This is a genomic window from Clostridium aciditolerans (genome assembly GCF_016316925.1).
Lineage (GTDB): Bacteria > Bacillota > Clostridia > Clostridiales > Clostridiaceae > Clostridium_AM > Clostridium_AM aciditolerans.
In genome coordinates this window covers 53,902-67,864 of record NZ_JAEEGB010000006.1, presented here as the reverse complement: position 1 = coordinate 67,864, position 13,963 = coordinate 53,902, and the positions used below count along the sequence as shown (strand labels likewise).

General features: G+C 30.4%; 14 protein-coding genes. 7 read left to right on the top strand and 7 right to left on the bottom strand.

Annotation, left to right across the window (positions count from 1 at the left end; all coding sequences use genetic code 11):
* Nucleotides 1–141 precede the first annotated feature (141 nt).
* The 7 genes from I6U51_RS06055 to I6U51_RS06030 all read right to left on the bottom strand — a co-directional run bounded on the left by I6U51_RS06055 (nucleotide 142) and on the right by I6U51_RS06030 (nucleotide 6,323).
* Nucleotides 142–2,031 carry an FtsX-like permease family protein gene (locus I6U51_RS06055; RefSeq protein WP_211141786.1) on the bottom strand — a complete coding sequence of 630 codons (1,890 nt, stop codon included), beginning with the start codon at nucleotides 2,029–2,031 and terminating at the stop codon, nucleotides 142–144.
* A 47-nt stretch (nucleotides 2,032–2,078) separates the two neighbouring features.
* A complete protein-coding gene (locus I6U51_RS06050; protein ID WP_211141785.1) occupies nucleotides 2,079–2,924 on the bottom strand; it encodes a 4Fe-4S binding protein in 846 nt (281 codons plus the stop codon).
* Entirely contained in the window at nucleotides 2,917–3,051 is a 135-nt protein-coding gene (locus I6U51_RS25030) for a CD1871A family CXXC motif-containing protein (RefSeq protein WP_281395932.1), read from the bottom strand. Before I6U51_RS25030 ends, I6U51_RS06050 begins: the two co-directional genes overlap by 8 nt.
* A gap of 9 nt (nucleotides 3,052–3,060) precedes the next feature.
* The gene (locus tag I6U51_RS06045) at nucleotides 3,061–3,630 is read right to left on the bottom strand and encodes a TlpA disulfide reductase family protein (protein ID WP_211141784.1); all 570 of its coding nucleotides are present in this window, start codon (nucleotides 3,628–3,630) and stop codon (nucleotides 3,061–3,063) included.
* A 57-nt stretch (nucleotides 3,631–3,687) separates the two neighbouring features.
* Nucleotides 3,688–4,455: an ABC transporter ATP-binding protein gene (locus tag I6U51_RS06040; RefSeq protein WP_211141783.1), complete on the bottom strand. Its 768-nt coding sequence runs from the start codon at nucleotides 4,453–4,455 to the stop codon at nucleotides 3,688–3,690.
* Nucleotides 4,456–4,623: 168 nt separating this feature from the next.
* On the bottom strand, nucleotides 4,624–5,652 hold the full coding sequence (locus tag I6U51_RS06035; protein WP_211141782.1) for a sensor histidine kinase: 1,029 nt from the start codon (nucleotides 5,650–5,652) through the stop codon (nucleotides 4,624–4,626).
* Nucleotides 5,649–6,323 carry a response regulator transcription factor gene (locus tag I6U51_RS06030; RefSeq protein ID WP_211141781.1) on the bottom strand — a complete coding sequence of 225 codons (675 nt, stop codon included), beginning with the start codon at nucleotides 6,321–6,323 and terminating at the stop codon, nucleotides 5,649–5,651. The genes I6U51_RS06035 and I6U51_RS06030 overlap by 4 nt, the downstream gene beginning before the upstream one ends.
* Before the next feature lie 177 nt (nucleotides 6,324–6,500).
* Between I6U51_RS06030 and I6U51_RS06025 the strand changes: the two genes are divergently transcribed.
* The 7 genes from I6U51_RS06025 to I6U51_RS05995 all read left to right on the top strand — a co-directional run bounded on the left by I6U51_RS06025 (nucleotide 6,501) and on the right by I6U51_RS05995 (nucleotide 13,919).
* The gene (locus I6U51_RS06025; RefSeq protein WP_211141780.1) at nucleotides 6,501–7,208 is read left to right on the top strand and encodes an ABC transporter ATP-binding protein; all 708 of its coding nucleotides are present in this window, start codon (nucleotides 6,501–6,503) and stop codon (nucleotides 7,206–7,208) included.
* A complete protein-coding gene (locus I6U51_RS06020) occupies nucleotides 7,208–9,571 on the top strand; it encodes an ABC transporter permease (RefSeq protein WP_211141779.1) in 2,364 nt (787 codons plus the stop codon). The genes I6U51_RS06025 and I6U51_RS06020 overlap by 1 nt, the downstream gene beginning before the upstream one ends.
* 94 nt (nucleotides 9,572–9,665) lie before the next feature.
* Nucleotides 9,666–10,904, top strand: coding sequence for an efflux RND transporter periplasmic adaptor subunit (locus I6U51_RS06015; protein WP_211141778.1), 1,239 nt, complete (start codon nucleotides 9,666–9,668; stop codon nucleotides 10,902–10,904).
* Between the two features lie 133 nt (nucleotides 10,905–11,037).
* A complete protein-coding gene (locus I6U51_RS06010) occupies nucleotides 11,038–11,673 on the top strand; it encodes a TetR/AcrR family transcriptional regulator (RefSeq protein ID WP_246517118.1) in 636 nt (211 codons plus the stop codon).
* A gap of 211 nt (nucleotides 11,674–11,884) precedes the next feature.
* Nucleotides 11,885–12,904: an alpha/beta fold hydrolase gene (locus tag I6U51_RS06005; protein ID WP_211141777.1), complete on the top strand. Its 1,020-nt coding sequence runs from the start codon at nucleotides 11,885–11,887 to the stop codon at nucleotides 12,902–12,904.
* Nucleotides 12,905–13,278: 374 nt separating this feature from the next.
* Nucleotides 13,279–13,476, top strand: a complete 198-nt coding sequence (locus I6U51_RS06000) for a helix-turn-helix transcriptional regulator (protein WP_211141776.1) — start codon at nucleotides 13,279–13,281, stop codon at nucleotides 13,474–13,476.
* Nucleotides 13,477–13,478: 2 nt separating this feature from the next.
* Nucleotides 13,479–13,919, top strand: a complete 441-nt coding sequence (locus I6U51_RS05995; RefSeq protein ID WP_211141775.1) for a DUF2178 domain-containing protein — start codon at nucleotides 13,479–13,481, stop codon at nucleotides 13,917–13,919.
* The last annotated feature ends 44 nt before the right edge of the window (nucleotides 13,920–13,963 follow it).

The window sequence follows — 13,963 nt, the reverse complement described above, 5'->3', positions numbered from 1 at the left end:
GTAAAATTTATGCTAATGGAAAACTCCGTATAAAAATACGGAGTTTTTTGTAGAAATCCAGCACAACACTTAAAAAGAGAATAATGAGGGTGCCTATATCAAAGGCCTGGCTACCTTAAAGTATTTGGTGGTATTAATAATTTATTCTATTATTTTAACATATGAATTTACTGTCAAGAAGTAATATATAGTGTAAATTAGAATATAAAATACTATAGTAACTACTGCCGGAAGGAATACATCCATTGCTGTTAGCACGCTGCCAAGAAATGCAAAGGCTGCTAAGCAGTGAAACATTCCTATAAATAATGGTGAAGCAAAAGCTGTAAACACCTGTTTGCGGATGGATTTTTTTATTTCACCATTTCCTATACCTATCTTTTTCAATACATCATATCTTTTCTTGTCATCATTAGCTTCTGTAAGCTGCTTAAAGTAAATTATGCTTCCTGTAGCACATAAAAATACAAGTCCTACAAAAATGCCTATAAAAGATATCATAGAAGAAAAAATCAATATACCTAAATTTTCGGATTCATAAGTAAACTGTAAGTTATCAGGAATAATCCTTACGATGTCCTTTGTTAAAGCCTTGCTGTTTCTTTGATTTTCTACTACATAGCCTTTAATTCTGACAATGTTGTCCTTGTTATAGTATTTATTGTACACTGTATCCTGCACCACTAAAACTATTGTTTTATCATACAAAGCGTTCATAGGGTCATAGTTTTTTCTATCTACTACTTTAATAGGGTTATTTAATCCTGTATTTGACGAGCCTATAATTTTACCTTTAAAGTTATCTTCTGATAAACTACCATATTTCAATATTATTCCTTCAGATGGAGAAGAAAGTTTGAGGTTATCCTTTATACCTCTAAATTTAATAAGTTCTTCAGCTTTACTTTGTGATATTAAATAAATATTTTTTTCGCTTTTCGAAATCTCTGATAAATCAGCATTTACTTTAATAAGTTCTACATCTTTTGAAGCTACAAGTTTATTTTCAGGATGTTTTTCTATCAATTCCTCAATTCTCTTATCTAAAGATATATCATTACTTACATAAGAATATGAAAAGGGTGTTGCTAATTTATCCATTTTTTCAAAGCTATAATAGAAGCTATAGCCGTAACCTATAGAGGTTATAGTAACTGCATTAAGCAAAGCTATTATTGATAGACTTCTACTGTTAGACTTTATTCTAAATAGGATATGGGATATACTTATTAAGTTACTTCCTCTGTAGTATATGCTTTTTTTATTTTTTAAAGCTTTTACTATAAATATCAAAAAGGATCTAAAGAAAAGAAAAGTTCCAGCTATTGAGCATATGAAAATAATAGGCATGTTTCTCATAAATGTTGGAGAATCTTTAACAGTCATGGCTGCATAGATTTCTATTATGAATAAGGCGATAGAAAGTACTGCTAAAATTGCTGATGACTTTTGTTCTTTCTCTCCTTTATTTTCAGCTTTAAAGAGCTCTATAAGCTTAAATCTGTAAATTATGGTATAGGCGTTTATGGAAATTAATAAAAATAATGATCCAAAAACTATTATAGTGTTTAAAAGGGCCTTCATGCTTATAGAAAAATTTATTGCTATATTTATTCCAATAAACCTAACTAAAATCATTATAAATAGTTTGGAAAGTAAACTCCCAAGCAATACTCCTACAATTAATGCAAGGCTTCCTGTAATTATATTTTCATAAAATAAAAGTGCTCCTACCTGTCTCTTTTTTAATCCTAATAAGGAATAAAGCCCTACTTCCTTTTTTCTTTTCTTTATAAAGAAAGAGCTAGAGTATAACATGAATACAACTGAAAATATAGCAATTATCACAGAAGCACCTTTAAAAACCAAAAGAACTTTAGGGTCGCCTTCTAAAAATGATTCAATTTGTTTATTAAACCTTATACTTTCAAAAGTAAAATATACTAGTACATTAAATACTATGGAAGCAAAATATATAAAATAATTTTCAAAGTTATTCTTTACGTTTTTTTTAGCTATTGTAAATAACATTTTTTCCTCCTACAGTTTTTTATTTCTATATTAATAAGCAATTTTCACTACTTTATCTCTTTCATACTTATTAATGTCTTTATAGCGCCTTGTGAACAGGCAGATTTACATTCACCACATCTTATACACTCTAAACTGTTTGGTTTTTTATAAACCTCTATATCCATTTTGCACTTCTTAGCACAAGTGCCACAACTTGTACATTTATCTTTATCTATTTTTAATCTATAAATACTTATAGGATTGAAAATAGAATATATAGCTCCAAGAGGACATATAAATCTGCAGAAGGGCCTAAAGATGATTATAGATAGAATTATTGTGATTATAAGTAAGGTTAATTTCCAGGCAAACAAAAATCCTAAAGCGGATCTTAAAGAGGTATCCAGTAAAGTAAGAGGTACTCCTCCTTCAAGAGTTCCAGCTGGGCATATATACTTACAGAAGGTTGGACTCCCCATACCTACATCATTTACCCAAAACATAGGAAGTAAAATTACAAATACTAAAAGTATTACATACTTTAGGTATTTTAGTTTTTCAAATCTTTTACTGACCTTAAATTTAGGGGAAGGTATTTTGTTTAGCAACTCCTGTATTAATCCAAAGGGGCACAGCCATCCACATATAAATCTTCCCATAGTTACTCCCATTAGAGTTAAAAATCCAACTATGTAAAAGGAAAACTTATACTTTATATCTGATATAACTGCCTGAAGAGAACCAATAGGACAAGCACCAAATGCTCCAGGACAGGAATAGCAATTAAGCCCAGGGACACATATGCTTTTAAATTTTCCACTGTAAATGCTGCCCTCTAAAAATCCCTTAAAGTATCCATTAGTACTTATAAGCGTTATTATTTGAACTAATTTTCTCTTTATTTTATCCAATTCCTATGCACTCCAAACAAATATTTATAGCTTTTATTAATACCTTCTGAACTTCTCCTCTATATATCCCAGCGGCTATAAAAAGTATACTTACTGTAAATAAGAGAGTTCTAATTCTGTACTTCATACTCAACACCTACTTAATTTGCTGAAGATTTCTTTCAATTATTTTCTTGTATTCTTCTTTGCTCTTTGAACCTACTACAGTTTCTAGGATATCTCCTTTACTGTTTACAAATACCGAAACTGGAACGGCCTTAGTTTTGCTAACAAAATCATTTTTAAACTTTTCATCTGGTATTAAGTTTACAAAGTCTGCCTTTGTCTTTTTTAATATTTGTAATGCTTGTACCTCGTTTGTATCTCCATCAGCAACAACACCTACTAAATTAAAGCCTTGTGATTGGTACTCCTTATATAATTCTTGAAGTGTTGGCATCTCCTCTACACAGGGACCGCAGAAGGTTCCCCATATGTTTATCATATTAACCTTTTTTTCTTTAAATATGTCGTTTGTAACTTCTTTGTCGTTTATATCCTTAACCTTAAATTGAGGCATAACTTTTAAACCTGCAAAAGTACCTTTTTGAGATTGCTCAGTTTGAGCTGTACTTCTGACTTTTGCAGCTTTATTCTCCTTAGAACCACAGGCTGTTAAACTTAAACTCATAACTACTAATAGTGTAGAAATAATTATTTTTTTCATTTATATAATCCTCCATTTATTTATAGCATCTGAAATAAAATAACAAGTGAAAGATGCCTATATCATATCGTTATTTTTACCGCCAATGGCAGCCAACATATCTAATATTTTTTGAAAAAATTCTCTCCGTGAGTTATTTCCTTTTACAAGTTCAGCAAATATTTTGCCGTCTTTTATAAAGAGTATTCTCTGGCAGTAGCTTGCCGCAAAGGCATCGTGAGTTACCATCATTATAGTAGCTTCATTGTTTTTATTTAAATCCGTAAGGCATTGAAGCAGTTCCTGAGAAGATTTTGAATCTAAAGCTCCTGTAGGTTCATCTGCCAGTATCAATGTAGGTTCAGTTATTATAGCCCTAGCAGCAGCAGCTCTCTGCTTTTGTCCACCAGATACCTCGTGAGGATATTTATTTAATATCTCAGATATTCCAAGGATTTCTGCTATTTTAATTACTTTTTTATCTATTAAAGTAGTTTTTATTCTTGAAAGAGTTAAAGGAAGTATTATATTTTCCTTTAAAGTTAGAGTATCTAATAAGTTAAAATCCTGGAATATGAATCCGAGCTTATTTCTTCTAAAGGAAGATAACTTATCTTCATTCATAGCTACTATATTTTCTCCGCCTATATTAATAGCTCCAGAAGTAGGCTTATCTATGGTTGATATTACATTTAAAAGAGTGGTTTTTCCTGCTCCAGAAGGACCCATTATACCTACAAACTCTCCTTCTTTTATCTGCAAATCGATATTGTCAAGTGCAGTATATACATTACCTTTTGAACCATATATTTTTCTAAGATTTTTCACATCTACAACAGTATTCATTTTATTGCCTCCTAGTATTTGCTTATTTAAACCTATATAAAAATAAGGTTAAAACTCATTTAACTAAGTTTGTAACCTTATTTTACATAAAGATAGTGTTATTATCCATTTTTTTAACTTACAAAGTAAATATTAAACCTTACATTTTTGTAACATTGAAGCAAGGTCTTAATTTAGGTTAAAATAATCCATAAGTTTAGGAAAGTGGAGTTTAACCTTAGTATACTTGCCATATGCTGATTCTATAGTTATATCATGTCCTAGTTTTACAGCTAACCTTTTAGCTAAGTACAGTCCCATACCTGTAGATTTATATTCTTTTCTGCCGTTGTATCCTGTAAAGCCCTTGTTAAACACTCTATTAAGGTCCTCTTCTTTTATACCTACACCGTTATCTTCTATAATCAATACTTTTTCTTTATTGTTCGTCTCAGTATTTATTGTTATTTTTCCTTTTTCATCAGTGTATTTTAAAGAGTTAGATAATATTTGGTCTATTATGAACAGTATCCATTTTTTATCAGTACACACATTCACATCTAAGTTTAACAATTCTATGCTTATTTTTTTATTTATAAAAGCTTTAGCATTCTTTTTAAGCAGTTCTTTTATTATTTTTTCAATATTGTTTTCATTTACAAAGTAATCCTTTGAGAAATCATCTATTTTCGAATAGTAGAGAGCTTGTTCTATGCAGCTATCTATTTTGTCTATTTCTTCTTCTATGCTGTTTAAAGTCTCATTCTTAGATTTATTCCAGCTGTTTTCGATTATAAGTCTGCTCACTGCAATAGGAGTTTTTACTTCATGTACCCAGGAATCTATAAACTCTGAACCCTCTTTTTTTCCTTCATATAACTTATCAAGTTTTTGCTGCTGTTCTCTGTAAATACTCATTACAATTTCACTCCATAAAGCCTGCTCATAGTTTTTAGCTTTAGGAAGGCTAGTTAGAATATCTTCTTTTCTATTCTTTGCTATATAGTTTATGGTGCTATAATATTTTTTCATAGGAAAGTAATCTAATAAAAAGTATAATAAGAGCAAAGTCAATCCTATAGCATTAATATATAGTATATTTCCAAGCCTTATTTTTACCAACCCATCTAAGTACACCACAGCAGATATAAAGCTCATCAGTAATACATAAAAAATAATAAATTTTATTTTATCTATTAAATATTCCTTTAAACTCATTGTATTATATATCCCTGTCCTTTCTTAGTCTGAATAAAATCTGTCAACCCCATATCACTTAATTTTTTTCTAAGTCTATTTATATTTACAGTTAGAGTGTTATCATCTACAAAGCTTTCATCTTCCCAAAGAGCTTTCATTATCTTATCTCTACTAACTACCTCTCTATTGTTCTTTATAAGTGTGTATAAGATTTTGAATTCATTTTTTGTGAGGTCTATCTTTTCTTCATTATACATAAGATTGCAATCTTTCAGATTGAGTATGGCACCATTATACTCTAGTACATTTGATTCTATATTTGAATAAGAATAAGTTCTTCTTAAAATAGCAGTTAGCTTTGCTATTAGCACATCTAGTGAAAAGGGTTTTTGAATAAAGTCGTCTGCACCCATATTTATTGCCATTATTATGTCCATATTAGTGTTTCGTGAGGATATAAATACTATTGGGACTCTGGAGACTTCCCTTATCTTGTTGCACCAATAAAATCCATCAAAACAGGGGAGATTTATATCCATTAGAACTAGATCAGGCTCATATTTTACAAAGGTATGGAATACTTCATTGAAGTCTTCTACTGCTATGGCATCAAAGTTCCACTTTTTTATGTTTTCTATCATTATTTCTCTTATTTTATAATCATCTTCTACTATCATAATTTTAAACATGTTATCACCTCTAAGTTAGTTTCGTTATGAATTGAGTCATCTTTAAATTATAAGACTTTAAAACATTAAATTAAAGAAAAATTATTACATTTCTCTATTGACTACGTGGTCAAAAAGGAGCATAATAATATCAAGTTGACCGGATGGTCAAGGAAATTGGATGTGGGGTGGTTAAAAATGAAAGATCCTATTGTTGTAGTAAAAGATGTTGTAAAGGAATATACTATGGGAGAAATAATCGTAAAGGCTTCCGATAGAATGAATTTTGAAATCCTTAGAGGTGAATTTGTAGTAGTACTTGGACCGAGTGGTTCTGGTAAAAGTACAGTTCTAAATATAATTGGTGGAATGGACAGACCTACCTCAGGAGAGGTCTATGTGGATGGAAAAGATATAACTAGATATTCTGATAATCAACTTACTATGTACAGGCGAAAAAATATAGGATTTGTATTTCAATTTTATAACCTTATGGCAAACCTTACAGCACTTGAAAATGTGGAATTGGTTAAGGCACTTAGTGATGATCCTTTAGACCCCAAGGATATTATTAAAGAGGTAGGATTAAGTGAAAGATCATCAAATTTCCCAGCACAGCTCTCAGGAGGAGAACAACAGAGGGTAGCTATAGCAAGAGCTCTTGTAAAGAATCCATTATTGCTTTTATGTGATGAACCTACAGGAGCTTTAGATTATAATACCGGAAAATTAGTTTTAAAGCTCTTACACGACATTAATAAGAGTATGAATAAGACAATAATAGTTATTACACACAATGCTGCTATTGCAGCTATGGCTGACAGGGTCATTAGAGTTAGAAGCGGTGCTGTTGAAGCTGTAACTGTTAATAAGAATCCTGAGCCACCTGAAAGGATTGAGTGGTAATGAATATTTTATTCAGGAATTTACTTAGAGATATAAAAAAATCAAAGGGACAGTTTGTTTCTATTTTAGTTATTGTTATTTTAGGAGTTACTTTTTACACATCAATAAATTCTATGTTTAGAAATCTTTCTAATTCAAGTGTAAAATACTATGAAGATTATAAATTAGCAGACCTTTGGGTAGATCTTTATAAAGCACCTATAGGCATAAAAGAAAAGGTAGAAGAGCTGCCCCATGTAAAAACAGCTACAGGAAGAATTGTTAAAGATGCTAGCATAAATATTTCAGGTGAAAATGCGACTTTGAGATTTATAACTCTTCCTGATGTAAAAAAAGATATAGTAAATGATATAGTAATAAAATCCGGCAGATATTTTTCAGAAGGAGACAGCAATCAATGTCTTGTAGATCAGGATTTTTTCAAGGCAAATGATTTAAAATTAGGAGATTATATATATCCAATCATTAATGGGAATAAGGTTAAGTTAAAGGTTGTAGCTTCAGTAAAAAGTCCTGAATATGTATATACATTGAAGGATGCAAGCGAACTAATGCCTGATAATAAAAAATTCGGAATAATATACATCAAGCAATCCTTTGGGGAAGCAATTTTTGATTTTAAGGGATCTATAAATAATATTTCTATTCAACTTTCTAGTGGCAGTGATGCTAAAACTGTAAAAGATGATATAAAAAAGAATCTAAAAAATTATGGAGTAAAAAGTGTTATTGATAGAGATGAGCAGACAAGCACTATGATGCTAACTCAAGAAATAAAAAAGCTGCAATCTATGGGAGGTACATTTCCTATTATATTTTTTATGGTTGCTTCAGTTATTATCTATATTATGATGGGAAGAATGGTTGAAAATCAAAGAGTGCAGATTGGAGTATTGAAGGCTCTAGGATTTACTAATATACAAGTACTCACTTATTATATGTGTTATTCTGCTCTTATTGCAGTTAGCGGAAGTTTAATAGGTTCTATACTGGGAACTTATATGGGAGTAGGATTTACTAAACTTATTAATCAATATTTTAACTTACCTCTTGAAGGTGCGAAAATATATGGGGAACTTGTACTTCCGGCTTCAATACTAACTCTATTTTTCTGTTTATTTGCAGGGTATCATTCTTGTAAAGTTATCTTTAAAATTATGCCAAGTGAAGCTATGAGAGAGAAATCACCGGAAATTGGTAAAAAAATAATTATTGAAAAAGTGAAAGTAATATGGGAAAACATTAGTTATTTATGGAAGATTATATTAAGAAACTTATTTAGATATAAAAGAAGAGCATTATTAACTTCCTTGGGAATTATATTTTCTTCAGCTATACTTTTAGTAGCTCTAAGTATGAAAGATTCCATTGATTTTATGATAAGTCAGCAATATGGAAGTATTCAGAACTATGATGTAAAAGTTAACTTCTCCAAGCTATTAAGTGTAGAAGAATTAAATAAGATTAAAAATATTCCTCATGTAAAAGCAATAGAACCGGTTCTTGAGACAGGGGTTGAAATATCAAATGGCTGGAGAAGCAAGGATGTAGGATTTACTGCACTTGTAAAAGATCCTCAAATGTATAGAGTTGAAGATAAAAGTGGTAAAGCTATAAGTCTTCCAACTAGTGGTATTCTTATGTCAGAGAAGTTAGCAAATACCCTAGGTGTAAAAGCAAATGATAGCGTTAATATAAAGTTTTTTTACCCAGGAAAAGAGAAGAAAGAAGTAGTTGTAAAAGGTATAGTAGTTCAGTATTTAGGTTTAAGCACATACACTTCTATGGATAACTTAAATACTGTACTAGGAGAAGGTATGGTTGCAAATTCAGCTGTGATAAAGCTGGATAACAGTGCTTTTGAAAACGAAGTAAAAAGTAAATTAAGAGATATGGCTGCAGTAAATTCTGTAGAATCAAAGACAGATGCTCTTAATGCCCTGCTCAAAAATATGGGAGCAATGAAATCCTCTATAGGAGTATTGATTATGCTTGCAGCAGTTCTTCTTATTGCTGTTGTATATAACATTGCTACTATAAATATTTTTGAAAGACAGAGAGAATTGGCTACTCTAAAGGTATTAGGATTTAAAGATAATGAAATTAAAAAGTTAATCTTTAATGAAAATTATATCATTACCCTATTCGGAATAGCTGTAGGATTGCCATTAGGAAGATGGCTTGGAGCAGCTATAATGTCTGCAAGTAGTACAGATGCATATAGTTTTCCCTGTGTAATTGAATTTAAGACATACATTATTACAATAGTTCTTACACTTATATTTACTGTTATGACTAATTTTATTTTGATGAAAAAGATTAAATCCATTGACATGATAGAGGTTTTAAAGAATAAGGAATAGACAAATGAAAAGAAAACTTTAAAATCAGCTATCTAGCTAGAATAATCTGAAGTTTGTAGTTTAATTCTATATTTTTAGAGGAGATGTAAATTATATGAAAAGAAAGAAGCTATTTTGGATAGTTACCTCAATGATAGTATGTACAGTTAGTGCATTAGCGTATGTAAAACTTCAAAATGGACAGACTGTAGATACTACTACAGTTGTATCAAAGGGTAAAATTAAGCAGTATATTGAAGATACCGCCACAGTTCAAAGTAATAAAAAACAAACTGCTTACATTGATACTTCAGGAAAGATAACTAGCATTAAGGCTAATGTAGGTGATGCAGTAAAAAAAGGTGATATACTGTTAACCATGGATAAAGGTGACTTAGAGCTAAAACTTCAAGATGCAAATGCAAAGATTGAGGCTGCCAAGGCTCAGCTGCAGGGTACTGATATTGCAAATAGCGTAAATAAAATAGAAATTGCACAAGCAGCTGTAGATCAGTCTAAAGTTACTTATGATGCTGCATCTAGAAATTTAAATAATGCAAAGACGCTCTATGATTCTGGAAGTATAAGCAAACAGGAGCTGAATAATGCTGAAGATGCATATAAAACTGCTGAAGCGGCTTTAAAATCAGCAAATTTTCAGTTAGAGGATATTAAAGATGGTACTCCTGATTATGTGAGAAATCAATATGAATCTCAAATTAAACAAGCTGTTATTTTAAGGGATACCATCACTAGAGAGATTGAAAAACAGCAGGTTTTTTCACCAGTTGATGGAGTCATTCTTGAAAAGCTTATAGATGAGAATGCATCGGTAACTGCAGGTACGGCGGCATTTTTAGTAGGAGACACTAAAAGTTTGGAACTTGAAGCAAATATATTGTCTGATGACATTTATAAGGTTAAAATAGGTAATGAGGTTCAAGTAAGTGGAAAACCTATAGGAAATTCAACTATTATAGGCAAGATTACAAAAATAGCACCGGAAGCAAAGAATATAACCTCATCTTTAGGGGTAAACCAAAAGAGGGTACCAGTAACTATTGAAATAAAGGATGAAGCAGGATTATTAAAACCAGGTTATGATTTAGATATAAAAGTGATAACAGAGGTTAAAAAGGATACATTGGTAGTACCGGATACATCTGTATTTGACTATAAAGGGAGCTCCTGTGTATTTGTTGTAGACAGCGGCAAAGCTGTTACAAGACAGATAAAAAAAGGTATAGAGAGTGAAAAATTAATCGAAGTAATAGAAGGACTGAAACCAGGAGAAAGAATATTAGTTAAACCTGATAACAACATAAAAGAAGGAATGAAGATTAGAAGCAAATAAAGTATAAAGTTTCTAGGCGGTCAGTTAACTTATACGCCGGTATATGTTAACTTTCTAGTTAGTTTCCCTATAGGAATTTAAATTACTTTAATATAGGATATTTAGCTAAGGAATAAAGTGGGAGAGATTATAATTGATTGATAAATTTGAAAGCTTACCAGAGGAAAAAAAGAACAGGATATTGGATGCTTGTATTGAAGAATTCGCTTTGAAGGGATATGATAAAGCATCTACAAATTCTATAGTAAAAAAAGCAGATATTTCTAAAGGTATATTATTTCATTACTTTGGAAATAAGAAAAATCTGTTTCTTTATGTGTTTGACTATTGCATGAATCATTTAATAAATGGATACTATGCAGTGAAAAAAGAAGAGCCAAAGGATATTTTTGAAAGGATTATGTGGATTAGTATAATAAAGATAAAAATAACCCAAGAAGAGCCTCTTAAAAGTAGATTGGTCTTTTCAGCAATTTCAAATATGACGGATTCATTAAAACAAGAGATTACGGAAAGGTATAATAAGTACTATGCAAAGTATATGCCCGAATTTTTTGGAGATATAGATACATCAAAATTCAAAAAAGGAATTGATCCTAAAAAAGCTATAGAGTTGATGATGATGTGTATGGATGGTATTTCTAAAAAGTATCTTAAAAAATATAAAAATAGACCTATAGATGAAGTTTTCAATGATGTAGAGAATATCATTAAAGAGTTTAATGAATATATGGACATTTTAAAATTTGGAATGTATTGTGAGACCTAAGAGAAATAAAATCCCTCTAACCTGCTATAAACAAATTGTATTTGGCAGGCTAGGGGGATTAAATATTGCTGTAAAATAATTGCCTAATGTCAATAGTAACTAATTTTGGTGTTAGTAAAAGAAAAAAATAAAATATTGAAGGAAATGTTATTTAAATGTGGAATATTACTGTAGGTAAATAATATATAACGTAGAAAGGAGAGAAACATTGATGAAAAAAGTTTTTGCTTATGTTTTTACAATGTTGTTGACTTTTAGTCTTATGATAACACCTTGTAAAGCTGAAGGTGCAGTTAAACAAAAATATGTTGATTACAAGGGGGTGAAAATATACACTGAATCCTACAATTATTCTCCAAAAGCAAAAGAGGCAGTTATATTTTTACATGGTTTAGGAGGAAGTTATGCTCACGGTAAGTTTTTATATGATCAAAGCAATCCGTATATGACAATAACAATGGATTATTTAGATCATGGTAATAGTGGACATGTTCCTACAATGTCATGGGATAAACACCTAGAGTCAATAGAAGCTGTGCTAGATGCATATGGCATTAAGAAAGCTCACCTTGTTGGACATTCCTTTGGAGCTGATACTGCTATGATGTTTGCAAAAAAATATCCTGAGAGAGTTAAGGATGTTATATTATTAGACAGAGCATATTATAATTATAAAGATTATGAAAAATTTAATCTTACAGAAAATGTTTTAACTACTCTTGAATATGATCCTCAGTCTGGATTATCCCATGATGAGTTTTTGCAATACATGGATATGTCATGGAATAATGATATTACTAAAACATGGGATCTAAATAGAGATGTATTACTGCTTGGCGGAAGTGCTAACAACTTTTTAGCTAATCCTGTCACAGGATCTCCATCACTAGCAGGTATTATAGCTATGATTAAGCAAAATCCATCGGAGTTTGGAATTGATCCAGAAGCAGCTAAATTACTTCCTAATATGACAGAAGATAATGTTCTAGATATATATAATTTTTTGAGAACAAAAGTTTCTAAATTCGATAGTGTTAACAAGAGATTTAGCTCAATACAAACTTCCTATGCTCATGGAGATATGGTTAGAAATGCAGATGCAATGAATGCTATGAGAGAATATGTAATTGATTATCTAACAAGTGAAAACAAACATATAAATAAACATGAAGAAAAAAATAATAAAAAACAAGAAAAAAATTCAGTATACCAATTCAACTATTTTCACTAAACTTACTAAAATAGAATAAGTAGTGTAATCTTTATTCAAAAAGTATAAACTCATTATAAAAAGATCTCTGTAGATTTACAGGGATTTTTTTTATTTATAAACAGATTTCTAAGCATAAGGCATCTTCAAAAAAATAACTAGTTGCTAGTCTATTTTGTGTCATACTGCGTCGTCAAAACCCTTAGATAGGGTCGGCTATCTGCGGAACCTTTCTCCTTGTCTGACGCAAAATATCTGTCGCATCTTTGGACTTGTTATTTTCTTTCAGATGCCTAATATAAATATTTAGTAAAGTAAGCTTTACATTTATCAAATCTTGGAATATAATAATAATGTAAAGCTAGCTTTACATTATTTTGTGAGGTGATTTTTTAGTGAAAAACGTAATAAGAGAACTACGAGAAAAAAATGGCTATACACAGGATGAACTTGCTTTAGCAGCAGGGGTATCAAGGCAAACAATAATATCTCTTGAAAAAGGAAAGTATAATCCATCAATACAGCTTGCCTTTAAACTTTCCAAAATATTTAATATGCCTATAGAAAATATATTTATTTATGAGGAGGAATGATTATGAAAACTAGTAAATTAGGAACAGATTTTATTGGATTTGTTAGAGCCACAATAATTGGATTAATGGGTGCGGCAATTTATCTATATTCTAGTTATCAAGGAACAACTGGAGAAGGAATGAAATTTGCTAAAGCATTCTCAGTAGCTTTTATAATAATGGGCATTTGTGGGATGATTTTAACTAAATTATTTGAAAAGCATCCCATTAAAAGTATTGGAGTAGTAAATAAAGATGATGAAATGCTGAAGCTGATAAGATATAGAGCGGCTTATACTACTTTTGAAATTACTGTAGCTGCCATAATAATTTTTACTATATTAACAGCAGCAGAAGTTATAAGATTAAATATGCCTATATATATAATAGGTATTATATTTGTAGTTACAATGGAAATCATCAATATAATTTTTATAACTATCTATAGCAATAAGATGATGTAAATAATTAGAAAAGAGTGCTTGAAAAGATAGGATTTAAAGTTTAT